The sequence below is a fragment of the Aeromonas sp. MaB10011B genome, from assembly GCF_017939325.1.
GTDB lineage: Bacteria > Pseudomonadota > Gammaproteobacteria > Enterobacterales > Aeromonadaceae > Aeromonas > Aeromonas caviae.
The window spans coordinates 21,902-46,464 of sequence record NZ_JAGKRK010000075.1 but is presented as its reverse complement, the minus strand read 5'-3'; the positions used below and the strand labels follow the sequence as shown (position 1 = coordinate 46,464).

At 62.7% G+C, this 24,563-nt stretch carries 19 protein-coding genes; 9 read left to right on the top strand and 10 right to left on the bottom strand.

Going from position 1 to position 24,563, the window contains the following annotated elements; all coding sequences use genetic code 11:
- The first annotated feature begins 62 nt into the window (after positions 1–62).
- From J9893_RS16320 to J9893_RS16310, 3 genes are all read left to right on the top strand, one after another.
- Positions 63–992, top strand: a complete 930-nt coding sequence (locus J9893_RS16320) for a hypothetical protein (protein ID WP_210601712.1) — start codon at positions 63–65, stop codon at positions 990–992.
- A 323-nt stretch (positions 993–1,315) separates the two neighbouring features.
- Positions 1,316–2,403, top strand: a protein-coding gene (locus J9893_RS16315) for an IS3-like element ISAs22 family transposase (protein ID WP_088821966.1) whose coding sequence is annotated in 2 segments (ribosomal slippage) — positions 1,316–1,568 and positions 1,568–2,403 — 1,089 coding nt in all. Because the reading frame shifts where the segments join, the coding sequence is not laid out codon by codon here.
- A 425-nt stretch (positions 2,404–2,828) separates the two neighbouring features.
- The gene (locus J9893_RS16310) at positions 2,829–3,857 is read left to right on the top strand and encodes an MBL fold metallo-hydrolase (RefSeq protein ID WP_104455875.1); all 1,029 of its coding nucleotides are present in this window, start codon (positions 2,829–2,831) and stop codon (positions 3,855–3,857) included.
- 183 nt (positions 3,858–4,040) lie between these two features.
- Here the strand turns inward: J9893_RS16310 and yjfF are convergent, their stop codons facing one another.
- From yjfF to J9893_RS16285, 5 genes are all read right to left on the bottom strand, one after another.
- The gene (yjfF, locus tag J9893_RS16305; RefSeq protein ID WP_010674604.1) at positions 4,041–5,048 is read right to left on the bottom strand and encodes a galactofuranose ABC transporter, permease protein YjfF; all 1,008 of its coding nucleotides are present in this window, start codon (positions 5,046–5,048) and stop codon (positions 4,041–4,043) included.
- Positions 5,041–6,060 carry a galactofuranose ABC transporter, ATP-binding protein YtfT gene (gene ytfT, locus J9893_RS16300; protein WP_210600947.1) on the bottom strand — a complete coding sequence of 340 codons (1,020 nt, stop codon included), beginning with the start codon at positions 6,058–6,060 and terminating at the stop codon, positions 5,041–5,043. Before ytfT ends, yjfF begins: the two co-directional genes overlap by 8 nt.
- 1 nt (position 6,061) lies before the next feature.
- On the bottom strand, positions 6,062–7,570 hold the full coding sequence (ytfR, locus tag J9893_RS16295) for a galactofuranose ABC transporter, ATP-binding protein YtfR (protein WP_210600948.1): 1,509 nt from the start codon (positions 7,568–7,570) through the stop codon (positions 6,062–6,064).
- 85 nt (positions 7,571–7,655) lie between these two features.
- Positions 7,656–8,615 (bottom strand): galactofuranose ABC transporter, galactofuranose-binding protein YtfQ, encoded by a 960-nt coding sequence (gene ytfQ, locus J9893_RS16290; RefSeq protein WP_010674607.1) that lies wholly within the window; start codon positions 8,613–8,615, stop codon positions 7,656–7,658.
- A gap of 283 nt (positions 8,616–8,898) precedes the next feature.
- Positions 8,899–9,852, bottom strand: coding sequence for a LysR family transcriptional regulator (locus J9893_RS16285; protein ID WP_210600949.1), 954 nt, complete (start codon positions 9,850–9,852; stop codon positions 8,899–8,901).
- 129 nt (positions 9,853–9,981) lie between these two features.
- On the opposite strand from J9893_RS16285, the gene J9893_RS16280 reads away from it, so the two are divergent.
- Positions 9,982–10,833, top strand: a complete 852-nt coding sequence (locus J9893_RS16280; protein ID WP_210600950.1) for a type 1 glutamine amidotransferase domain-containing protein — start codon at positions 9,982–9,984, stop codon at positions 10,831–10,833.
- 62 nt (positions 10,834–10,895) lie between these two features.
- Here J9893_RS16280 and J9893_RS16275 read toward each other — a convergent pair whose 3' ends face one another.
- Positions 10,896–11,774, bottom strand: coding sequence for a LysR family transcriptional regulator (locus J9893_RS16275; RefSeq protein WP_210600951.1), 879 nt, complete (start codon positions 11,772–11,774; stop codon positions 10,896–10,898).
- A gap of 161 nt (positions 11,775–11,935) precedes the next feature.
- Between J9893_RS16275 and fdhD the strand changes: the two genes are divergently transcribed.
- Positions 11,936–12,721, top strand: a complete 786-nt coding sequence (fdhD, locus tag J9893_RS16270; protein ID WP_210600952.1) for a formate dehydrogenase accessory sulfurtransferase FdhD — start codon at positions 11,936–11,938, stop codon at positions 12,719–12,721.
- A complete protein-coding gene (locus J9893_RS16265) occupies positions 12,705–15,002 on the top strand; it encodes an FdhF/YdeP family oxidoreductase (RefSeq protein WP_010674611.1) in 2,298 nt (765 codons plus the stop codon). Before fdhD ends, J9893_RS16265 begins: the two co-directional genes overlap by 17 nt.
- A gap of 83 nt (positions 15,003–15,085) precedes the next feature.
- On the opposite strand, the gene J9893_RS16260 is transcribed toward J9893_RS16265, so the two are convergent.
- Both J9893_RS16260 and J9893_RS16255 read right to left on the bottom strand, forming a co-directional pair.
- Complete coding sequence (locus tag J9893_RS16260; protein ID WP_210600953.1) at positions 15,086–16,660, bottom strand: sensor domain-containing diguanylate cyclase; 1,575 nt, start codon at positions 16,658–16,660, stop codon at positions 15,086–15,088.
- 101 nt (positions 16,661–16,761) lie between these two features.
- A complete protein-coding gene (locus J9893_RS16255; RefSeq protein ID WP_210600954.1) occupies positions 16,762–17,679 on the bottom strand; it encodes a LysR family transcriptional regulator in 918 nt (305 codons plus the stop codon).
- Positions 17,680–17,842: 163 nt separating this feature from the next.
- On the opposite strand from J9893_RS16255, the gene J9893_RS16250 reads away from it, so the two are divergent.
- Entirely contained in the window at positions 17,843–19,276 is a 1,434-nt protein-coding gene (locus J9893_RS16250; protein ID WP_039039079.1) for a glycoside hydrolase family 1 protein, read from the top strand.
- Positions 19,277–19,371: 95 nt separating this feature from the next.
- On the opposite strand, the gene J9893_RS16245 is transcribed toward J9893_RS16250, so the two are convergent.
- On the bottom strand, positions 19,372–20,130 hold the full coding sequence (locus J9893_RS16245; RefSeq protein ID WP_010674615.1) for an SDR family oxidoreductase: 759 nt from the start codon (positions 20,128–20,130) through the stop codon (positions 19,372–19,374).
- 130 nt (positions 20,131–20,260) lie between these two features.
- Between J9893_RS16245 and J9893_RS16240 the strand changes: the two genes are divergently transcribed.
- Positions 20,261–21,196: a LysR family transcriptional regulator gene (locus tag J9893_RS16240; RefSeq protein WP_048207600.1), complete on the top strand. Its 936-nt coding sequence runs from the start codon at positions 20,261–20,263 to the stop codon at positions 21,194–21,196.
- Here J9893_RS16240 and J9893_RS16235 read toward each other — a convergent pair.
- Positions 21,176–22,186, bottom strand: coding sequence for an AraC family transcriptional regulator (locus J9893_RS16235; protein ID WP_210600955.1), 1,011 nt, complete (start codon positions 22,184–22,186; stop codon positions 21,176–21,178). The two genes, J9893_RS16240 and J9893_RS16235, sit on opposite strands and share 21 nt — an antisense overlap.
- A gap of 231 nt (positions 22,187–22,417) precedes the next feature.
- Here J9893_RS16235 and J9893_RS16230 point away from each other — a divergent pair, with 231 nt between their 5' ends.
- Positions 22,418–24,454, top strand: coding sequence for a glycoside hydrolase family 3 N-terminal domain-containing protein (locus tag J9893_RS16230; RefSeq protein WP_210600956.1), 2,037 nt, complete (start codon positions 22,418–22,420; stop codon positions 24,452–24,454).
- The last annotated feature ends 109 nt before the right edge of the window (positions 24,455–24,563 follow it).

Below are 24,563 nucleotides of genomic sequence, written 5' to 3'. Positions count from 1 at the left end.
TGGGGTTGACCCTGTCTTGATAAGATTCGTTTGATAACATTTCACACATCGGGAACACGAGAATGATGAGCAGTAAAATCGAAGAAATTGGGGCGTTATGCGCGGGGCATTTTGACCCTGAACCGGCTGGATTTTATGAGGAGGCTACAGCCCTGAACTCTAGTCTGCATAAGGCGCTGATGCTACGGTCACTGAATGGCTCTGACCATCGCTCTATTACAGATACTAGACCTAATATATTCCCTCCTATTGTTCATCCTAAAAAGGATGTAGGTACACAGGAGTTCAAGGGGTGGTTTGCAGAGAAGAAGAGCTACTGCTTCAACGATCATCTGACATGTGGATTTCTCGAGCTTGCAAAGTTAAGCAAGCAGAACAAGCAAGAGATCCAGATGTTGAGTGTAACCTTCAACGATGAAACAAACGAGTGGCTACGGGCGGTCGACGCGCGGCCGCACGCCAGTAGAACCATGATCCAGACCCTGACCCGGTCAATCATGGATAACGGATGGACCACGGATAGCATCGTCGTCATCGAAGAGAGCAAAGATGACGTCGAGCTGACAGTCGGGAGCCTGAAAGGTCTGCACATGCACATTCTGACGTATGGAGATGAGGCTGCGATTAAGCGTTTAAAAGCGATTTTAAGGCTGTATGGTGATCGCGTACATGCCGAGTCGACCTGGAAAGATAAACGTCCGTATGGCGAGTTAGACGAGCTGGAAGAGGAGCAGTTTGGGGAGATGCCAGTTGGCGCTGTTGATGAACACGCGGCCCACTGGATAGGTCAGTACAAGAAAACTAAGGAGAACGGGAAAATTATAGTCTATATCGAACGCCCGGTCTGCTTGCGCTCAGCCGACTATCTGTCGAAAACATTGAATACCAATATTGGGAGAGGTCGGAACTTCAAGTTCATTGGTTTAGAAGGAGCCAAGACTCGTCGCCGCGATATGATTAAGCGTGCCAAGGAGTATCGCAACCAGCGATGATCCTGCATCCATAACCAGCCAAGTGTGAGAAACCGATCTCCCGAATTCGATGAAAGGTGGAGAAACCGATCTCCTGTGCTTGATGAAGTGTGAGAAATCGATCTGAGTCGTTCAAAAAACGGGCTAAGAACTCTCGTATCGCTCAACTCTGCGGATAACACGTACAAAACGCTTCCAATACAAGCGTGATAGCAATCAATAGAGCTCCAAGAAGATCAGTTTCTCCACCTTTCAGAGGGTGAGAAAGGCCGGGGTAATCCCCCCGAAAAACTGAGGTGCTCATAAGTAGAATTTTCTCGTATCTTGAACGCAGGAGGTTCTACATGAAAACATCACGCTTTAGCGATGCACAGATCATCGCCATCCTCAAGCAGGCCGAGTCTGGTTCACCCGTCCCTGAGCTCTGCCGTGAGCATGGCATCAGCTCCGCCACCTTCTACAAGTGGCGCTCCAAATTCGGTGGCATGGATGCCTCTCTCATGGCGCGCCTCAAAGAGCTGGAAGAGGAAAATCGTCGCCTTAAGAAGATGTATGCCGAGGAGCGCCTAAAGGCTGAGATCATCTCCGAGGCGATGGCAAAAAAGTGGTGACGCCATCTGCCCGCAGGGAGATGGCGACCAAGGCTGTGGCTCATTACGCCATTTCTATCCGTCTGGCTTGCCAGGTGTTCAAGGTGAGCGAGGGTTGCTACCGTTATCAGCCCGTGCTGGCTGATGAAAACCAGGAGATTGCCGACTGGCTGCTGCGCCTCACCGCCAACCAGCGCAACTGGGGTTTCGGACTGTGCTTCCTGTACCTGCGTAACGTCAAAGGCTTTGGCTGGAACCACAAGCGGGTCTACCGGATCTATCGGGCGCTAGAGCTCAATCTGCGGATAAAACCCAAGAAGCGGCTAGTGCGGGCCAAGCCGGAGCCGTTGGCAGTCCCTGACCAACCGAATCACTGTTGGTCGATGGACTTTATGCATGACCAGCTCAGCGATGGTCGTTCGGTGCGGTTGTTTAATGTGATCGATGACTTCAATCGCGAAGCACTGTGCATCGAGGTGGATTTTTCCTTGCCTGCCTCGCGAGTCAAACGGGTGCTGGAGCAGGTCATCGAGTGGCGGGGCAAACCAGCCGCAATCCGCTGTGATAATGGTCCGGAATACATCAGCGAAGAGCTCAAGCAATGGGCGCAGCAGAAGAGGATTGCGCTGAGGTATATCCAGCCAGGCAACCCGCAGCAGAATGCCTACATAGAGCGATTTAACCGCACTGTGCGTTACGACTGGTTGGGCCATTACCTGTTTGAGTCACTGAATGAGTTACAGGAATTTGCCACGAACTGGCTGTGGGTTTATAACCATGAGCGGCCCAATATGGCGCTGGGCGGCTACACGCCGAAACAGCGCTTGGCACAGGCCGCATGACCTCTACTTTTGAGTGCTCCAAAAAATGGGGGGATTACCCCGTGGCCTCTATGGCCCAGCCATCTTCTGACTTTCAGCACTGCAAGCTCTTGCAGTACGCCATCTGACGCCTCCTTTTGTTGGCGCCGGCAGAGCAGGTGAGGCCATGCGCTTGATGCGACACCATGCCGGGGCCACGCGGCAACGCGAACTCCTCTGGTGGCGGGAGCCCGGGCAGGCTATCTTGCCGTTGCTGAAGACGCCGGGCACCGGTTTCATACCGTGCGACTCTCCCGTTCTGTTTTATGGAAGGTGCGGCCCCGTGCAGGGGTTGCTCCCGACTCACCAGAGACCAGGCTGACAGGCGTGTCATGAATGCAGACCCGTCAGCCTCTTTTCGCGCCCCTGAGGGGCACCGTTTTCTGTGGTTGCTCAAAGGAGCCCTGATGATTGGCATGATCGCATCTCTACTCAAACCGGGTCTGCCCGAACACCCGGACTCTTCGCAATATCAGGGGGGCCGGTTCAACAATGCCGTGACACCCCAGGCGCGAAGCCTCTGGGAAGGGGTCAGGCTCTGGTGGGACTTCCTGTTCGCCAAGCCTGAGGGCACGGTGCCGGATCGCGCCATTCCGGTACAGGTCATGACCCGGGAGGGGCTCATCGCGGCGCCGGACAACAGCGTGTGGCGCCTCGGCCACTCCACTCTGCTGCTGAAGTTGCAGGGCACGTTCTGGCTGACGGATCCCGTGTTCAGCGAGCGTGCCTCACCGGTGCAGTGGTTCGGCCCCAAGCGCTGGCATCAGCCGCCCATCACCCTGGAGGCGCTGCCTCCCATCGAGGGGGTGATCCTCTCCCATGATCACTACGACCATCTCGATCACGGGGCCATACTGGCGCTGCAGGAGAAGGTCGGCCACTTCATCACGCCCCTCGGGGTGGGGGCGCGCCTCATGGCCTGGGGAATTGCGAAGGAGAAGATCCGCGAACTGGACTGGTGGCAGCAGACCCGGGTGGGCGGTGTCACCCTGGTAGCGACCCCGGCCCAGCATTTCTCCGGCCGTGGCCTCGGGGACGGCAACCAGACCCTCTGGGCCTCCTGGGTCATTCGCGGCGAGGGGGTCAACCTCTTCTTCAGCGGTGACAGCGGCTACTTCGACGGTTTCAAGGAGATTGGCAGGCGCTACGGTCCGTTCGACGTGACCTTCCTCGAGACCGGGGCCTACGACAAGCGCTGGGAGCTGGTGCACATGCTCCCGGCGCAGACGGCGCAGGCGTTTCACGATCTCGGGGGGAAATGGCTCTATCCGGTGCACAACGGCACCTTCGATCTGGCCATGCACCGCTGGAACGACCCGCTTGAGCAGATTGCCCGACTGGCTGCCGAGCAACAGATACCTCTGACCACGCCTCTCATGGGGGAGCCTCTGGAGGTGCTGAGCCCCCATGAGGGCAGCCCCTGGTGGCGCGATTGACCTGAGTGCCCTCCAAAGACGGTGTCACCCCTCAAAGGGGCGTGCGGGAGGCTGGGGGCGGGCCCTGTGAGCGCCCCCGCTGCCTCCCCATCCTCTGCGCCGGACCTGCTATGGCCAGGCGGGGAGGGCGCACGGGAGCGCCTTGCCCGCGTTATCTTCTGCTACCAGAGTCTTGCTGATACCTCACTCGGGCTGGGCGGCAACCTGGCGCTTGAAGGGACCTGGCTTGTTGGCCTTGCGGTGTTCCGAGACCAGGATCAGCAGGCGCTGCAGGGCGATGAAGCTGAACAGCAGCAGGCCGATGATGATCTTGGTCCACCAGGAGCTGAGGGTGCCGTCGAAGTTGATGTAGGTCTGGATCAACCCTTGGATCAGCACCCCGAACAGGGAGCCGAAGACGGTACCCACCCCGCCGCTCAGCAGGGTGCCGCCAATGACCACGGCGGCGATGGCATCGAGCTCCACCCCGACGGCGGCGAGCGGATAGCCCGCCGAGGTATAGAGCGCGAACACGATGCCTGCCAGGGTCGCCAGGGTGGTGGAGAGCAGGTAGATGCGAATGGTGGTGTGGCGCACCGAGATCCCCATCAGGGCCGCCGAGGTGGCGTTGCCGCCGATGGCGTAAACGTTGTTGCCAAAGCGGGTGCGGTTGGCGAGCAGGATGCCGAAGACCACCACCGCCAGCATGATGAGGGCCAGCAGGCTCAGGCGACCGCCCCCCGGTATCTTCCACGACAGGCTCGACAGGTAGGTGAAGGTGGGATGATCGATGGGCAGGGACTGCTCGGAGATGAGAAAACTGGCCCCCCGCAGGAAGAACATGCCCGCCAGGGTGATGATGAAGGCGGGGATCTTCAGGGTGTCGATCAGCCAGCCCATGAGGGCGCCAAAGCCTGCTCCGAGCACCAGTACCAGAGGGATGGCCAGCACGGGGCTGACGCCCAGCTTCCCGATGAGCGTTGCCAGCAGCACGCCGGTGAAGGCGATGACGGCCCCCACCGACAGATCGATGCCCCCCGAGAGGATGACGAAGGTCATGCCCACCGCCACAATTCCCAGAAACGCGTTGTCCGTCAGGATGTTGCAGATGATGCGGGTGGACATGAAGGCTGGGAAGGAGGCCAGGCAGAGCAGATAGCCCAGCACGAAGACCATGATGGTCACCATCAGGGGGAGGTTGCGTTTAAACATGGCGAGTCCCTCGCTGGAAGAGGTGGTTGAGGGCCGGTGACTGCATGACCAGCACCGCCAGCACCACCAGGGCCTTGACGATCTGGTTCCACTGGGGCTGGTAGCCGGAGAGCAGGATCCCGGTGTTCACCCCCTGGATGATCAGTATGCCGATCAGGGAGAGGGCGAGGTTGAAGCGCCCCCCCATCAGGGAGGTGCCTCCTATCACCACCGCCAGAATGGCGTCCATCTCGAGCCAGAGCCCGGCGTTGTTGGCATCGGCACCCCGGATGTCGGCGGCGACTATCATGCCGGCGACGGCGGCCATCATGCCGCTCAACAGGTAGGTGGCGATCACCACCATGGGGGTGTTGAGCCCGGCGTTCTTGGCGGCCTTGATGTTGATCCCCACCGCTTCGATGAAGAGGCCGAGGGCGGTGCGCTTGGTCAGCAGCCAGAGCAGCAGCGCCATGCCCAGGGTGATGATGACCGGGGTGGGCAGATAGAAGAGGGAGCCGCTGCCGATCCAGGCGAGTGCGTCGTTGTTGAAGGTGATGATCTGCCCCTCGGTGATGAGCTGGGCGATGCCCCGGCCCGCCACCATGAGGATCAGGGTGGCGACGATGGGCTGGATCTTGAACACCGCCACCAGCAGGCCGTTCCACAGGCCGCACAGAAGGCCCACCCCGATGACGGCGGCGAAGATGACCGGCAGGCTGTGACCGCCGGTGGCCAGGCTGGCCATGGTGGCCCCGCTGATGGCCATGACGGCTCCCACCGACAGGTCGATGCCGCCGGTGGCGATCACCAGCGTCATGCCGAGGGAGAGCAGGGCCACCGGGGCACAGCGGTTGAGGATGTCGATGAGGCTGCCAAACAGCCGCCCATCCTGGATGTGGATGGCGAAGAAGTTGTCGGCGACCAGGGCATTGATGAGCAGTACGCACACCAGGGCGGCGCACTGGGCCGAGCCCGTGGGCCACTCTCTGCGGGTGCGCGACCCCTTGGTGAGGGGGAGGATGGATGACGTCATATCAGGCCTCACATGCAATGGCGTTCATGATGGCAGGGACGCTCAGGGCGTCCGTCGCAAGCTCTGCCACCTGTTTTCTGTCACGAAGGACGATCACCCGATCGGCATAGCCCACCAGCTCCTCGAGCTCGGAGGAGATGACCAGCAGGGCCAGCCCGTTGGCGCAGAGGGATTCGATGAGGCGGATGATCTCGGCGTGGGCCCCCACGTCGATGCCCCGGGTGGGCTCGTCCAGGATCAGGAACTGGGGTTTGGTGAGCAGCCAGCGGGCGAGCAGCACCTTTTGCTGGTTGCCCCCGGAGAGAAACTGGATGGGCTGCTCTGGTCCCGGGGTCTTGATGGCCAACTGCTCGATGAGGCGGGCGGTGATCTCGTCCTGTTCCTTGCGAGACAGGGGATGCAACCAGCCCCGCTGGGCTTGCAGGGCCAGCACCATGTTCTCCCGCACCGAGGCCGAGGCGATGATGCCGGCGCTCTTGCGATCCTCCGGGCAGAAACCAAAGCCGTTGGCGGCCGCCTGGCGTGCAGAGCGGATGGTCACCGGCTTGTCCCGCACCCGGCACTCGCCGCTGTCGCTCGGCACTATGCCGAACATCAGCTCGGCGGTCTCGGTACGACCGGACCCGAGCAGGCCGGCGAGACCCACTATCTCCCCGGGCATGACGTCGAGACTGAAGGGGGCGATGACTCCCCGCTTGCCATAGTCCCTGAACGACACCATGGGCTGGTTGCTGCGCCGTGTCTTGCCCGCCCGCTTGAGGGCATTGTCGTCCAGCTCGCGTCCCAGCATCATCTTGACCAGCTCCAGTTGTGGCAGTGCCTGGGTGTCGCGGGTGTCGACCAGCTCGCCGTTGCGCAGCACTGTGATGCGATCGCTGATGGCGTAGACCTGATCGAGAAAATGGGTGATGAAGATGAGGCTCACCCCCTGATCCCGCAGGCGCGTCATGAGAGAGAAGAGCATCTGGACTTCGCTGGCATCCAGGCTCGCGGTGGGCTCGTCCAGGATCAGGATCCTGGCGGAGAGTGACACCGCCCGGGCGATGGCCACGATCTGCTGCATGGCGACCGAGTAGTGGTCGAGGGGCAGGGTGACATCCATCTCGAAGCCGTGGCTGGCCATGATGGCGCTGGCCTGCCGGGTCATCGCGTCCCGGTCGATGAAGCCGAAACGGCGGGGCTCATGGCCGATGAAGAGGTTGTCCGCCACCGACATGTTCGGCAGCAGGTTGACCTCCTGATAGACGGTGCCTATCCCCAGACGCTGGGCATGGGCGGTGTCCGTCGGGGAGATGGGGACGCCATCGAGTTCGATACGGCCGGCGTCTCGCTGATAGACACCGGTGAGGGTCTTGATCAACGTGGACTTGCCGGCCCCGTTCTCGCCGAGCAGCGCCATGATCTCTCCCCGGCGCAGGGAGAAGTCCACCTGATGCAGGGCTCGTACTCCGGGAAACGTCTTGCATATTCCGCGGGCATTCAATACGACATCGTGAGTGTTCTCTGACATGAACATTGGCTCTCCGATATAGCGCGCCATACAAGTTCAATCACTTATATGGCGCGCTATGTGACAGTCTGGCGGGGGAGCGGGATTAATAACCCATGTCTTTTTTCAGCTCGAGCTGCGCCTCGGCACTCCCGGGCTCAAACAGTTTGGACTCCGTCTTGATATGTTTGGGGGGCAGGGTGCCATCTTTCTTATAGGCCAGCAGGGCATCGAAGGCCGGTCCCGCCATATTCGGCGTGAGCTCCACCGAGGCATTGGCTTCGCCTGCGATCATCGCCTTGAAAATATCCGGCACGCCATCGATGGAGATGATCTTGATATCCTTGCCCGGTTTCAGCCCGGCCTCTTTAATGGCCTGGATGGCGCCGATGGCCATGTCATCGTTATGGGCGTAGACGGCACAAATATTCTTGCCGCTATTTTCCGCCTTGATGAAGCTCTCCATCACTTCCTTGCCTTTGCTGCGGGTGAAATCGCCGGACTGGGTGCGGATGATCTTGATGGTGGGCACGGCTGAGACGGTGTCGAGGAAGCCCTTCTTGCGATCCAGCGCCACGCTGGCACCCACCGTGCCCTGCAATTCCACCACGTTGCACGGTTTGCCATCCTGCTGCTTGATGAGCCACTGGGCTGCCACTTCCCCTTCGTGGACGCTGTCGGCGGCGACCCCGGTCATGAAGAGACCGTCATCTTTTACCGTGATATTGCGATCCAGCAGGAAGACCGGGATCTCGGCCTCTTTCGCCTCCTGCAATACCGGCTCCCAGCCAGTCTGTACCACGGGGGCAATAAAGATGGCATCCACCCCCTGGGCAATAAAGGAGCGAATGGCCTTGATCTGGTTCTCCTGTTTCTGCTGGGCATCGGCAATTTTCAGGATGATACCGCGTTTTTGGGCCTCGCTCTTGGCGACCGATGTTTCTGCAGCTCGCCACCCGGATTCAGAACCAATTTGAGAAAAGCCCACGGTCATCTCTGCAGAATATGCAGTGGCCGAGAGAATAAGGGTGCTGATAATGCTCGCCAGTTTCACTTTTTTATACATATGACACTCCTTTGTGATGCATGGTGAAATAAACCGGAACACGTCAGGTTTTTATTGTACGGGTCAAGGTTATAGGCTCTTGAATTAAACGGCGGGAGGTGGCTCACAGAAAATTTTCAGCAGCACGATGCTTCATACAAACAGCAGAAGAGTTCATATATCGAGCCCTGCCTGTATTGATTTTTATGCATATTTATTTAATTAGGCAACTATTGTGTCCAGAGTGCCACCTGCTTTTTGCCCCCGGTATCGGGGGCGCAGGCACGCAGATGAGGGGCCCTCGTCAACGAAGAGGGGGATATGCCCCTGGCACAGGCGACCCCTCTGGGCGCACCGCTGCCAGCAGATAATCCACGAAGGCCCGGACCCGGGCCGAGAGGTGACGGTGCTGTGGATAGAGGGCGTAGAAGGGGCGGGATCGCCCCGCAAAGGGGGTCATCACCTCGATCAGCTTGCCTTGCAACAGCGCCTCGGCCGCCACGAAATGGTAGATCTGGAACAGGCCGCCCCCTGCCACCGCCCAGCCCAGGCCCGCCAGCACGTCGTCCAGCACCCGCTGGCGGCTGTGCACATGGAGATCGACAGGGGATCCCTGCTCATCCACAAACTGCCAGGGGAAGGGGCGACCCGTGCTCGGGGTGATGAACTGGATCAGATCATGTTGCGACAGCATTTCCAGGGAGGTTGGCGCGGGGCGGCGGGCGACATAATCGGGGGCGCAGAAGACCCCGAGGCTGGCATCCTCCAGCTTGCGGGCGATGATCCGCCCATCGCGCGGCTCCCCCAGCCGGATGGCCAGATCGTAACCATCCTCCACGAAGTCGATGTTCCTGTTGGAGACATTGAGCTCCAGTTCGACCTCGGGATAGGCGGCCATGAAGCCTGGCAGCAGGGGTACCAGACGGTGGTGGGCATAGACGGTGCCCACGCTGATGCGCAGCACTCCTTTGGGGTGGCGCTGGCGACCGGTGATGGCCCGCTCGGCCTCGGCGATCTGCTCGAGGGCCTGCTGGCACTGCTCCCGATAGAGCTCCCCGTCATGGGTGAGGCGCACGCTGCGGGTGGTGCGATGGAAGAGTTTGACGCCGAGCCTGGCCTCGAGACGCTGGATGGAGCGGCTCACCGAGGCGGGCGTTACCCCCAGTACCTGAGCCGTGGCGGTAAAGCTGCCAAGTTCGGCTGCCTTGCAAAAGAGCTCTATGGTGCCGAGCTGGACGGGGTCGAAGGCACGGGACATATGTTCATCTATGTAAATAATCAAGTTCAATGGAGTGAGTTTATTCGTCCGTGGGTAATCAGTAAATTGCTCATCGAGGGCGGCCCGGTGGCCGACCGATCGATCACTGCCATCAAAAGGAAGATCACGATGAAGAACACCCTCAAGGCCGTGCTGGCCTCACTGCTGCTGGCGACCTCCGCTGCGGCCAGCGCCGCCCCGAAAGGCGAGATCCTGGTGCTGCTCTCGAGCGAGACCGAACTGCCGCTGCAAGGGGGCAAGAGCCTGACCACCGGCTTCTACCAGAATGAACTGGGGGTGCCTGCCGCCGCCCTGCTGGAGGCCGGTTATACCCTGACCCCGGTGACCCCGAGAGGGAACCGGCCCGTTGTCGACACGCACTCCGTCGATCCCCAGTACTTTGGTGGCAACCCGCAGGAGATGGTGCGCATCGGCGCCGTCGTGGAGGGGCTGCTTGGCGCCGGCAAGGTGCTCTCCCTGAGGGAGGTGCTGGCATCCGGTCCCGAGCGCTATGCCGGCCTCTTCATTCCCGGCGGCCACGCACCCCTCATCGATCTTGCCAAGGATCCCGAGGTGGGGACCCTGCTTCGCCACTTCCATGACAACCACAAACCCACGGCCGCCATCTGCCATGGCCCCATCGCGCTGCTGGCGGCGCAGGCGGATCCGGCCGGGTTCGAGCAGTCGGTCATTGCAGGCAAGGCAGACGGCGCCAGAGAGTGGATCTACGACGGTTACAGGATGACCATCTTCTCCGACAAGGAAGAGGCGGTGTTTGAAGGCTCCCTTGGGGGTGACAAGCTGCGCTACTACCCGGCGAAGGCCGTGGCCCAGGCCGGCGGCAGCATGCAGTTCGTGGCACCCTGGCAGCCTGGCGTTGTGATCGATCGCGAGCTCATCACAGGCCAGAATCCCTTCTCCGACCACGCCCTGGCGAGCGCCTTCATCGCGGCGCTGGACAAACAGCAAGGGGCAGGCTGACGCGAGGAGAGGCGCAAGTTCCCCCCTTGATCAGTGCAGGCAGCCCCCGTGGGCTGCCTTTTTCATGCCCTTGCCTTGGCGAGAAACGCCTTCATGGCGGGGGTGACACTGTGTTTTCGGGTGATGAAGGCGATGGTGCCTGCGCTCGCATCGCTCAAGGGGTGGCAGGGCAGTTTGAAGAGATGCTGGGCGGTGGCGGCGATGCCGGCGCTGACCACGGCGCAGCCCAGGCCGTGGCTCACCCCGTTGACCAGGTGGAACAGGGAGTCGGTCTCCAGCACCACCCGCAGGCTGATCTGCTGGCGGGCGGCGGCCTCGTCCAGGTAGCGGCGAAACTGCATGGTGGTGCTTGGCAGGATCAGGGGGAGATCTTGCAGGTCCGCCAGGGTCAGCGGCCCGGTCGGGGCGCAGTGGGCAGGCAGGGGGCCCAGCAGGGCCATGGGGTTGGGGTGGCGAAGCTGGACGTCGAGGGCCCGGCGCTGATGCTCGGTAAGCAACTCGTCAAAGCCGAGCCCGATGTCGATGCGATGCAGATCCAGCTGCTCCATCAGGGTGGCATGGGTCATCACGCAGAGGTGCAGGCCCACCTTGGGGTAGGCGTCGTTGAACCCCTTGAGCAGCGGCATGATGTCGATGCTCGACTGGGGCACGACGCCGATGCGCAGCGCTCCCGACAGCCCGCCCCGAAAGAGGCTCAGCTCCTGGCGCATGGCATCCTGCTCCTGCAGCATCCGCTCGGCGTGGTGCAGCACCACTTCCCCCGCCTGGGTCAGGGCCACGAACTGGCTGTTGCGCACCACCAGTTCGGTGCCAAGTGACTTCTCCAGGGCGGTGATGCTGGCTGACAGGGTCGGCTGGGTGATGAAGCAAGCCTTGGCCGCCTTGGCGAAGTGACGGTGCTGGGCCAGCTCGTAGAAATAGTGCAACTGCTTGATATTCATCGTGGTAATGGCAGCAGGCAAAGGCAATGAGCGACAAATTTAATCAATCGACATCCCGATAGCAATAGAAGTTATCTATTGGTGAATAGATTTGTTTCATTGGTTTTGGCGCGGCGGCTTATCTAAACTTGAGGCCCGAATACAGCTTATAAGCGTCTCGCATGATCCCTTTCAATTCACGGTTGCCCAGTCTGGATGAGCTGGTGGAGGAGGTGGCCGTGTCAGTCAACATCAACGGCATCAACCATGCCGTCATGATGGCCACCCCGGACGATCTCGACGATTTCGCTATCGGTTTTCTGTTTGGCGAGGGGATCATCGGGGGCAACCACGATGTACACGATATCCAGATCACCCCGTCCGAGCACGGCATCGTGCTCGATGTCACCATCGCCAACCGCTGTCTAGCAATGCTTGGCCAGCGCAAGCGCCGCCTGGCCGGTGCCAGCGGCTGTGGCATCTGCGGGGTGGAGGCCATCGAACATGCGTTGCCCGTGCTCACCCCGCTGACCCCGGGTGCCCCCTTCGACACCGCCTCTTTGCAGGATCTGCGGGAGCGCATCGTCCCCTGGCAGAGCAAGGCCCGCCAGAGCGGCGCCCTTCATGCCGCCCTGGCGCTGGATGATCGCGGCGAGATCCTGGCCTGCCGGGAGGACATAGGGCGGCACAACGCCCTGGACAAGCTCATCGGCATGCAGCTGCGCCAGCCGGTGCAGGCCGCCACCCTGGTGATCACCAGCCGCTGCGGCAGCGAACTCATTCACAAGGCGGTGCAATTTGGCGCCGCTCACCTCATCAGCCTTGCTTCCCCCAGTCAGCTCGCGGTGCGACTGGCCCTGAAGTACAACCTGACCCTGATCCATGTGCCCCGATCCGATGCCCCGGTCTGCTATGCCAGCCCCCGCGCCCAGGATCACGTTGGAGACTCCCATGTCCAGTCATATTGAAAAACCGGCCAAGGCCGGCGGCTTTTCCTCCCTGCAGTCCACCTTCAAGCAGGTGCTGCGCAGCCAGAAGACCCGCCAGAACATCAAGAACCTGCTGCGGGTCAACCAGACCGACGGCTTTGACTGTCCCGGCTGCGCCTGGGGTGACAACAAGCAGGGGGCCTTCCAGTTTTGCGAGAACGGCGCCAAGGCGGTGGCCTGGGAATCCACCGGCAAGACGGTGGGGGCCGATTTCTTCGCCGAGCATTCGGTGCGCCGTCTCGCCACCCAGAGCGACTACTGGCTCGAATATCAGGGGCGACTGACGGAGCCCCTGCGCTACAACCCGGCCACCGATCACTACGAGCCGGTGAGCTGGGATCAGGCGTTTGCCCTCATCGCCGACAAACTCAAGAGCCTGGCCAGCCCCGACGAGGTGGAGTTCTACACCTCGGGACGCGCCAGCAACGAAGCCTCCTACCTCTATCAGCTGTTTGGCCGTCTCTATGGCACCAACAACTTCCCCGACTGCTCCAACATGTGTCACGAGGCGAGCGGGGTGGGGCTTATCCAGTCCGTCGGGGTGGGCAAGGGCACCGTGGTGCTCGATGATTTCGACGCCGCCAAAGCCATCTTCGTCTTTGGCCAGAACCCGGGCACCAACCACCCGCGCATGATGAACGCCCTGCGCAAGGCGGCACGCCAGGGGTGCCAGATCGTCACCTTCAACAACCTCAAAGAGGTGGCCCTCGAGCGCTTCGCAAGCCCCCAGAGCCCGGCGGAGCTACTGACCCCGGCGGCAACCACCATCAGCCACCAGTACCTCACGCCAAAGCTGGGCGGTGACATGGCGGCCATTCGCGGCATGGCGAAATACATCCTGGAAGAGGAGGGGGGGCGCATCGATCTCGCCTTCATCGAGCAGCACACCGCGCACTTTGACGACTACCTGGCCCAGGTGAAGGCCACGGAGTGGACGCAGATCGAGGCGCAATCCGGCCTCGGTCGGGAGGCGATCACCCGGGCGGCGCAGATCTTCGCAAGCAGCGAGAGCGTGATCAGCTGCTGGGCCATGGGGATCACCCAGCACAAGCATTCGGTCGACACCATTCGCGAAATCGTCAACCTGCACCTGATGTGCGGCCAGATTGGCAAGCCGGGGGCCGGACTCTGTCCGGTGCGCGGTCACAGCAACGTGCAGGGCAACCGCACCATGGGGATCAACGAGAAACCCAATGCCGCCTTCCTCGATCGCCTGGAGCGCCGCTTCCCGGTGGGCTTCAAGCGCACGCCGGGGCACAACGTCTACGAGGCCCTCAAAGCCCTTCATGGCGGCAAGAGCAAGGTGCTCATCTGCCTTGGGGGCAACCTGGCAGCCGCCGCGCCGGATACCGAGTTCACCTATGAAGCGATGCGAAGGAGCGAGCTCAACGTGCAGATCAGCACCAAGCTCAACCGCAGCCACCTCATGGTGTCAAAAGATGCCCTGATCCTCCCCTGCCTGGGCCGTACCGAGCTCGATCAGCAGCGCTCCGGGGTGCAGAAGATCACCGTGGAGGACACCTTCAGCATGGTGCACGCCTCCACCGGGATGAACGAGCCGGTCTCGCCGCTCTGTCTCTCCGAGATAGACATCGTGGCTCGCATGGCCGAGGCAACGCTTGGCAGCGATCGGGTGGACTGGCTGGCGCTGCGGGATGACTACGGGCTGCTGCGGGATCTCATCGAGGAGACCATCGCGGGCTTTGGCGACTTCAACCGCCGCATCGAGGAGCCCTGCGGCTTCCATCTGGAGAACAGCGCCGCCCTGCTGCGCTGGAACACCGCGAGCGGGCGCGCCGAATTCAGGGCGAGCCGTTTGCCGGACTCCATCCTGCCCGAGTGCACCAGCCACGCGGAGCAGATGGTGGACCAGCCCGTGCTGCTGCTTCAGAGCCTGCGCTCCCACGATCAGTACAACACCACCATCTATGGCATGGATGACCGCTATCGCGGCATCAAGGGGCGACGCAACGTGGTCTTCATGAACGAGGAGGATGCCAGGAGGCTGGGGCTCGCCGAGGAGCAGCGGGTGGACATGAGTGCGGTGTGCAACGACGGGCGCGAGCGGGTGGTGCGGGGCTTTAGCGTCATCTTCTACGAGATCCCGAAAGGCAACATCGCCGCCTACTACCCGGAGACCAACCCCCTGGTGGCCATCGAGAGCATAGGGGAGGGCTCTTTCACCCCCACCTCCAAATCGGTGCCCGTACTGGTGACCCCGAGCGCCGCCTCGGTCGAGAGCCTGGCCGTCACGCTCTGATCTCCTGACATGGATACCGTCCGACCCCTGCCATGGCAGGGGTTTTTTTATGGCCGAACGGTGTCCGGCAAAGCCTGGGCCGATCAGCCCAGGGCCACCACCACGCAGTTTCGGCCCTGGCTCTTGGCATCATAGAGCGCCTTGTCCGCCTCCTTGAGCACGGCGGCGATGCTGGTGGCATCCGCCCCCCAGTGGGCGACGCCGAGGGAGATGGTGATGTGGCCTGCTACCTCCATGTCGTGGCTCGCCACCCGGGTACGCAGGCGCTCGGCGATCTTCTGCGCCTGTGCAAGGGAGACCCCGGGCAGCAGCAGCAGGAACTCTTCGCCGCCGCTTCGACACAAGGCGGCATCGGAACGCAGATCCTGCTGCATCAGGGTGGCGAGGGAGACGATGACGGCATCCCCCACGTCGTGACCGAAGCGGTCGTTGATGGCCTTGAAGTGATCGATGTCCAGGGCAATCACCGTCAGGGGCTGACGTTCGGCCTCGTACTCGTCCAGCATCTGCTGCATGGCCCGGCGGTTGAACAGGCCCGTCATGGGGTCGGTGTGGCTGTCGGTGTGCAGCTTGTCGATCTTGGTGTTGAGCAGCCCCAGCCCCTTGAGGATGGCCTGCTTCAACTGGGCCGCTTCGAAATACCAGGCGCGGATCCCCGAGATGCTGGTGGCGGCCCCCTGCTGATCCATGAGTCCGGCCCGGTTGGCCAGTTGTCGCAGGGGTCTGGCGATGATGGTGGCCGAGAGCCAGATGACGAAGAGAATGAAGAGGGTGACCGGGATCATCCCCTTGAGAATGTCGCTCATCTGTTGATCGAGTCTCGCTAGAGTGGCCCTGCTGGGGCGCTGGGCCACTATCCCCCAGCCTGCGTCCGCCACCGGAGCGAAGCCCGAGAGCATCTCGTTTCCATCGGTGTTGTACATGGTTTGTGCTCCCCCGTTGCCCTGTAACACCTCGTCTACTATCCGGTTGGACGCCACTTTATGGCCAATAAGTTCAGGATCCGGGTGGTAGATGAGGGTGCGCTGGCGGTCCACCACATAAAGATAAGAACCATCCTGGTAGTAGTGCTGCCCCAGCAGGCTGGAGAGCACGCTGGCGGACCCCAGATAGATGGTGCCGGCGACATAGCCGAGGTAGCGCTTGTCTGCCGAGAAGATGGGGTGGGAGAGGCTGATGAGGTAGTTGCCGGAGAGGGAGACAAAAGGATCCGAGATGATCGGCTTCTGCTTCTTCAGGGTGTTTCTCGCATGGGCCGAGGTCAGTTTGGCCCCTTTCACATTCAGAGTCTCGGGGGAGACAGCAACAATGGTTGCCTCGGTGTTGACCACGACCACTGAGTTGAAGGTATTGGTACGTCTACGCAGTTGGGTTACCTCCTCCTCGAGCCCTGCGATGTCATCGGTCTGCAGCAGGGGGGCAAGTTGGCTAGCGCTGTAAGCCAGTTGTTCCTGGGCTGAGTGCAGCATGGTCTCGGCGGAGGCGGCGAGCTTGGCGGCATAGACCCGGTTCGCCTCTAGCGTGTTGTCGATGAGCAGTTGCCGTTGTGCCTGATAGATGGCGTAAAAGCTGTTGCCAAAGGTAGCCAGCACACCTATGACGGCCAGCGCAAGGATGAGGCGATGCAGATCAAACCTCAGCAGCCAGTGAGAGTGCATGAACGAAACGGATCCTTGTCATGGTGTCGGGTTAGGAGGGCATTTTAAGGGGGGCGGACTGCCTAATGCCATCGTTAATGTGATTTTCGAATGATTCCCTTTCATGGGGTGTCCCAGGTGGGAGCCCCGTCCCCTGTCGTCATGAGGCCGGTGAGGGCGGGATCCGCCAGCTCCGCCACCGTCTGCCAGAAGGGGGCGACGAGGGGATTGTCGTTGCCCGGCGGGCGAATGAGCCCGATGATCCAGCTCGCGTCGGCCTCCCCGAGGGGCAGGGTCAGCACATCGGGATGCTCAATGGTGGTGGAGGAGGGGACCAGGGTCCAGGCGATGCCGGCCGCCGCGGTGGCGATGCCGGCGGCGAAGTCGTTGACGTACTGGATGTCCTGAAAGCGCAGGCCGCTCTGGGCGAGGTAATGGATGAACTGATCGTAAAAAGAGGGGGCCTTGTCCCGGCGCAGGATGGCGAGCGGCTTCTCCTGCAGATCGGCGAGCCCTGCCACCCCCTGATAGCCTGCGGGCAGCACGGCGACGAAATGGGCGCGCACCACGGGCAGCACCGGCCAGCCCTTGGGGGCGGGCAGGCGGCAGAAGCCGAGATCCAGCCGCCCCTCCGCCAGCGCCAGCAACTGGTGATGGGTGGAGAGATCGTTGAGCTCGATGGCGACCCCGGGGCGGCTGTCCCGAAAGCGGGCGATGGCGGCGGGCACCAGCAGCTTGGTGGCGACCCCGAAGCCGATGCGCAGGGTACCCGCGTGGCCCGCCAGCACGTCGCGGGCGCTGCGGGCGAGCTGCTCGCTCTGGGCCACCAGGGTGCAGGCGTCGGCGTAGAGGGCGCGCCCGAGCACCGTCAGCCGGGTGCTGCCGGCGTTGCGCTCGAACAGCTCGCCGCCAAGGTCCGCCTCCAGCCGGCGGATCTGCTTGCTCAGGGCAGACTGGGTGACGTGCTGGCGCGCCGCCGCCTGACCAAAGTGCAATACCTCCCCCAGGGTGACGAAGGCTTTCAGGTCTCTCAACTCCATGGTGCCTCGCTTGATTCCAGATAGGAATGATAGGTGGCCATATTTGTCATTGGACGGAATTCTAGAAGTGTTGGATGCTGGTGCCAACTCATTTCGGGCCCCTGTATGGGGTCGACGTATCACGGGATGGCCCCCGCCATCCGCGCAGAAGGAGCAACACCAGATGCATCATCACAAGTTCAACGACTTCCCGAACGGTTTCCTCTGGGGCGCCGCCTCCGCCGCCTATCAGGTGGAAGGGGCCTGGAACGAGGAGGGCAAGGGCCCCTCGGTATGGGACAGCTTCACCAAGCTGCCGGGCAAGACCTTTGAAGGGAGCAACGGAGACGTGGCGGTGGATCACTACCACAGGGTGGAAGAGGACGTGGCGCTGATGGCCGAGATGGGGCTCAAGGCCTATCGCTTCTCGGTGAGCTGGCCGCGCATCTACCCGACGGGGCGTGGCGAGGTGAACGAGGCGGGGCTCGCCTTCTATGACAGGCTCATCGACGCCCTGCTGGCCCATGGCATCGAGCCGGTGCTGACCCTCTATCACTGGGATCTCCCCCAGGCCCTGCAGGATGAGTACGGCGGCTGGGAAGACAGGCGCATCATCGACGACTTCGAGCGCTATTGCGTGACCCTCTATCAGCGCTTCGCCGGCAAGGTGAAGTACTGGGTGTCGCTCAACGAGCAGAACTACAACCTGACCAACGCCTACCAGCTGGGCACCCATCCTCCCGCCGTGCAGGACAGGAAGCGTTTCTTCGCCGCCAACCACATCGCGTTTCTCGCCAACGCCCGTGTCATCAAGGCGTTTCGCCAGCACGTGCCAAACGGCCTGATTGGGCCGAGCTTTGCGTACTCCCCCGCCTATCCGGCCTCCTGCGCCCCGAGCGACATGCTGGCGTTCGAGAATGCCGAGGAGTTCACCAACCTCTGGTGGCTGGATGCCTACTGCTTCGGCCGTTACCCCCAGGCGGCGCTCGCCTATCTGCGGGAGACCGGCGAGGCGCCGGAGATCCTGCCGGGCGATCTCGAGCTCTTGCGCGAAGGCACCCCCGACTACATCGGGGTCAACTACTACTACACCCTGACCTTCACCGACAACCCCCTCGGCGGCCAGACGATGCAGCGCATCAACACCACGGGCAAGAAGGGCACTACGCCCTCCAGCGGTATTCCCGGCCTTTACAAGACGGCCCCCAATCCGCACCTTGAGACCAGCAACTGGGACTGGGCCATCGATCCCACCGGGATGCGCATCGCCCTGCGTCGGCTCTCTTCCCGCTACGCCCTGCCGCTGATGATCACCGAGAACGGCCTGGGGGAGTTCGACAAGCTGGAAGCCGGGGACAAGGTGAACGACGACTACCGTATCGCCTATCTGCACAGCCACCTCAAGGCGTGCCAGGAGGCGATGCAGGACGGGGTCGAGCTCCTGGGCTACTGCGCCTGGTCCTTCACCGACATCCTGAGCTGGCTCAACGGCTACCAGAAGCGCTACGGCTTTGTCTACGTGGACAGGGACGAGCAGGGAGGGTCTCTTCGTCGCATCAAGAAAGAGAGCTTCCACTGGTACAGCCAGGTCATTGCAAGCGGTGGCAAGACCCTGTAACGGGCCCGGTGCGCCGCACCTCGTCTGCCCAATGCCGGAAGGCCCCCTCGTCGGAGGGGGCCTTCCTTGTTTGTGCAGCAGGCAACCATGACCGCCTAGATAAACATGCCGCCCGAGGCTTCGATGCGCTGGGCGGTGATCCAGCGGCAGTCATCGGAGAGCAGGGCGGCGATGGCGCCACCGATGTCGTCGGGCTGACCCACCCGGCCAAGGGCGGTCTGGCTCGCGAGAAAGTCGTTGACTCCCTTGTTGTCGCGCACCACGCCGCCGCCAAAATCGGTCTCGATGGCGCCGGGGGCCAGCACGTTGACCGCGATGCCCCTGGGGCCCAGCTCCTTGGCCAGATACTGGGTGAGCACCTCGACGCCCCCCTTCATGGCGGCGTAGGCGGCATAACCCGGCATGGCGAAGCGGGTGAGGCCGGTGGAGAGGTTGAGGATGCGACCGCCGTCTGCCAGGAGGGGCAGGAGCGCCTGGGTCAGGAAGAAGGTCCCCTTGAGGTGGATGTTGAGCAGGGTGTCGAACTGCTGCTCCGTGGTCTGCTCGAAGCTGGCATGAATGCCGATCCCGGCGTTGTTGACCAGGAAGTTGAAATGGGTGCGCTGCCACTCCCGGGCGAGCAGTTGCGTCACCTCCTCTGCAAAAGCCGCGAAGGTGGCGCTCTCGCCCACGTCCAGAGCCAGGGCATGGGCCCGAACGCCGAGGGCGCGGGCCTGGGTCACTACAGCCTCCGCCTCTGCGGCCTGGCTGCGATAGGTGATGATAAGGTCGACGCCTTTGGCGGCGAGGGCCAGGGCCCCGTGCTTGCCAAGGCCGCGGCTGGCTCCGGTGATGAGGGCGATGGGTCTGGTCATGGTATGACTCCTGTCAGGGTGGCGGACACAGGCTCGATACGAGCCGACCGGATCACTGTATTGTTCCTTTTAAACTGGATAAATAGCGTGATAATAGAATCACTGTTCCGTTTATCGAGACAATCAGACCATGGATCAACTGGATGCGATGAGAGCCTTCGTGCGGGTTGCCGAGCTGGAGAGTTTTACCCGCTGCGCCGAGCAGACGGGCATCCCCAAGGCGACCCTCTCTGCCGCCATCCGCCGGCTGGAGGAGCGCATGGGGACCCGGCTCCTGCTGCGTACCACGCGGCGGGTGCAGCTCACCACGGACGGCCAGCTCTGCTATGCCAGATGTCGGGAGCTTTTGGCGGACATGGAGGAGTTTGACGGCCTGTTTCGCCAGGGGGGGCAGATCTCGGGACAACTGCGGGTCGACATGCCAAGCCGGATGGCCCGCCATCTGGTGATCCCGGCCCTGCCAGATTTTTTGGCGCAGCATCCCGCCCTGCAACTGATGCTGAGCAGCACGGACAGGCGGGTGGATCTGGTGCGCGAGGGGTTTGACTGCGTGGTGCGGGTCGGGGCGCTTGAGCCCTCCAGCCTGGTGGCCAGGCCCCTTGGTCACTATCGCCAGATCAACTGTGCCAGCGCTGGCTACCTGGCTCGCCACGGGGTGCCCCGTACCCTTGGGGATCTGGCGGGCCACCGGCTGGTGCACTATGGTCCCGGGTTTGGTGCCGGGCAGGGGCGCAGCGAACCCGGCTTTGAATACCTGGCGGAAGATGGCCGCCGCGCCCTGCTGCCCATGGCGGGGGCCCTCATGGTCAATGACAGCGAGACCTACCTGGCGGCGGCGCTGGCGGGGCTTGGCATCATCCAGATGCCGCGGGTGGGGGTCGAATCCCTGCTCGCGGGGGGCGAGCTGGTGAGCATCCTGCCCCAGTGGCAGCCGCCACCGCTCCCCATCCACGCCCTCTATGCCCATCGCCGCCAACTGGCCCCCAGGGTCCAGCTCTTCATCCACTGGCTGGCGGGGTTGCTCGCCGCCCATCTCGGGGGCGCCTCAGAGGCGGCTGCGCCTTGAGCGAAACTCGCGGGGCGAGAGGGCAAACGCCTCGCGAAAGAAGCGGGTAAAGCTGCTCTGGCGGGCAAAACCCAGGCGCTCCCCCACTGTCTGCAGGGGGAGGGCGGGATCCTGCAACAGGCGGCAGGCCTCCTCCCGGCGTACCCGCTCCAGCAGGCCCGAGAAGTGGCACCCTTCCTCCCGCAGATGGCGGTTGAGGGTCCAGCGGGTCAGCCCGAGGCTGTCGCAGACCACAGCGAGAGGCGCTCGCTCGTCCAGGCCTTCCTGCCAGAGCGTTTGACGGATGAGATCGAGCACGCGATCCCGGTAGCGGGTGCGCGGGCGCAGCAGGGCCATCTGCCGGTTTATCTCCCCCAGCAGCAGGGGCTGCAGGGGGAGGTTGCAGCCCCCATGGGCGAGATCGAGCAGGGCCGAGGGGAAGCGCAGCTCGAACCCCTGGCCCCGCAGCAGGCGGGCGCCCAGCCAGGTCGCCAGGTCGCGCCAGAGCGCAGGCCTGACGAGGGCGGGCAGCACCAGTTGGCCCTGCCCCGGGTGATAGAACTGGAGCAGGGCATAGAGATTGCCCAGATTCGCCAGGCTGCTCATGGCGATGACGTCCGGGTGATCGGATTCCGAGTGGTAACTCAGCCTCGCCTGACCATCTTCCTCCCGCAGCACTATCCGGTCGCTCTCGCCGATGAGGGGGCGAAAGGAGAGGAAGAAGTGCAGCGCCTGGCGCAGGGTGGCGGCGTTGCAGCACAGGCTTGCGAGCGGCAGAAAGTCGGCGAACAGGCCGGTGAGCGTGGGGGGCGCCCCCCAGTGGTCACAGTTCATATGGGGGGCGGCCCGGGCTAGCAGCCGGAAGTGGCGCTGGGCGTCGATCCGCCCCTGGGGGAGCAGCAGCTCTTCTCTGGCAATCCCGGCACCTTGCAGGAGCTGGGCCGGATCTCGTCCCTGTCTCTGCCAGTGGGTGAGGCAGTGCAGGGCAATCCGGTTGGAGACGGTTTTCACGGCAAAAATCCTTGTCGGCGGTGGCCTTCCATCATCCGTCAGCGGCGCTGGATTGCCGTGAGCCAGCGCCGCTTTTATGTTTCGGATTTGTAACCAAGGGTAACCCTGCAACCCTTTTCACACTTTCCACCCCTGCTCCCAACCGGCAACTTCCTGCACCCGACGGGCAAGTGAGGGGGGCCGCATTTGCATAGAGTGGTCACTCCTACACACACAAGGAAGATAACAATAATGAAACACCACTCGCTCTCCCGAACCCGTGTCGCCCTCGCCATAGGGGCCCTGCTGCTGGCAGGGTGCAACGACAACGACTCCACTCCCAAACCGGAACAGCCCGTCCTGGGCCATCGCACCGTCACCCTCATCGAGCAGGACGGCCTGCAATTCAAGGATCTCGATGGCAGCGGCACCCTGACCCCCTACGAGGACTGGCGCCTCGGCGCCGCCGAGCGAGCCCGGGATCTGGTGGGCAGGCTCACCCTGGCCCAGAAGGCAGGGCTGATGATGCACGGCACCCTGGTGCTGGACGGGGCGGGGCGGGTGAACCTCGTGGCCATGGACAAGATGCTGCGCGAGGACGGGGTCAACACCTTCATCACCCGCATGGCCGGTGATCCGGCGGCCATCGCCGCAGACAACAACACCCTGCAGGCCCTGCTGGAAGGGGTGGGATTCGGCATCCCCATGACGGTGAGCACGGATCCGCGCAACCACTTCACCCATGATCCGAACGCCACCAGCATCGGTGCCGGGGCCTTCTCCCAGTGGCCGGAGACCCTGGGGCTGGCCGCCATCGGTGATGCCGCCCTGGTACAGCGCTTTGGCGACATCGCCCGTCAGGAGTACCGGGCCGTCGGCATCCACGAGGCCCTCTCGCCCCAGGCGGATCTCGCGACCGAGCCGCGCTGGGGCCGCATCAACGGTACCTTCGGGGAAGACAACCTGCTCGCCAAGTCCCTGGTCAAGGCCTACATCGAGGGCTTCCAGCAGGGGAGCGAGGGGATAGGCAAGGAGAGCGTGGTCACCGTGGTCAAGCACTTCGCCGGGGCCGGTCCCCAGAAGGACGGGCTGGATGCCCACAACCCCTGGGGCAAGGAGCAGATCTACCCCGGCGGCCAGTTTGCCTACCACCTGGTGCCCTTCGAGGGCGCCTTCGAGGCCAGGGTGGCCGCCGTGATGCCCTACTACGCCATGCCCCTGGGCCTGACCCAGGATGGGCAGCCCGTCGAGGAGGTGGGGTTTGGCTTCAACCGCCAGATCATCACGGATCTGTTGCGGGGCCACTTCAAGTTTGACGGCGTGGTGCTGAGCGACTGGGGCATCGTCAATGACTGTGACAGCCGCTGCGAGCAGGGGTTGACCCAGGATGAAGTCAATGCCGGGGTGAGCCCCTGGACCGTGCCCTTTGGCATGTCCTGGGGCGTGGAGAAGCTCACCAAGGCCGAGCGTTATGCCAAGGCCATCGACGCCGGGGTGGATCAGTTCGGTGGCGTGGAAGATCCGGCGCCCCTGCTGGCGGCGGTGCAGAGCGGTCTGGTGACCGAGGCGGCCATCACCACTTCGGCCGAGCGGATCCTGGCCCAGAAGTTTGCCCTCGGGCTCTTCGAGAATCCCTATGTGGATGCCGAGGCCGCGGTGGCCCTGGTGGGCAAGACCGAGTTCCAGCAGGAAGCCCAGGCCGCCCAGGCCGCGTCTCACGTGTTGCTGAAGAACGAGGGGGCCCTGCTGCCGCTGAAGGCGGACGGCAAGCGGGTCTATCTGCACAATGTCAACGCCGAGGTGGCCAGGGCCAACGGCTATACGGTGGTGACGAACCTGACCGACGCGGAGCTTGCCATCGTGCGGGTCAACGCCCCGGGCGAGCAGGATCCCCGCTTCCCGTTTGGCAGCATCCACTTCGGTCAGCTCGGTTTTGCCAGCAATGATCAGGTGGTGCAGGAGACGGCCCATGAAGGGGTCTACCGCGGCGCGGATGACTATGCCGCCATCCAGGCCATCGAGCAGGCCGGGGTGCCCCTGGTGCTCTCCGTCTATCTGGACAGGCCCGCCATCCTGACCGAGGTGGCCCCGTCGGCCCGGGTGCTGCTCGTCAACTTCGGCGCCCTGGATCAGGCCCTGTTCGATGTCATGAGCGGCACCCAGAAGGCACGCGGCAAGCTCCCCTTCGAGCTGCCCTCGAGCTGGCAGGCGGTGCTGGCCCAGTCCCCGGACGTGGCCAAGGACTCACAAAGCCCGCTCTATCCCTACGGGGCCGGTCTGGCCTATTGACGGACAGGGATGTTCTGTCTCTCATCAAGGCGCCTTCGGGCGCCTTTTCCATTGCCCCCATCGACAATCCCGGTTTGGCGCAAGGGGTTGGCTTGGGCATAATGGCGCC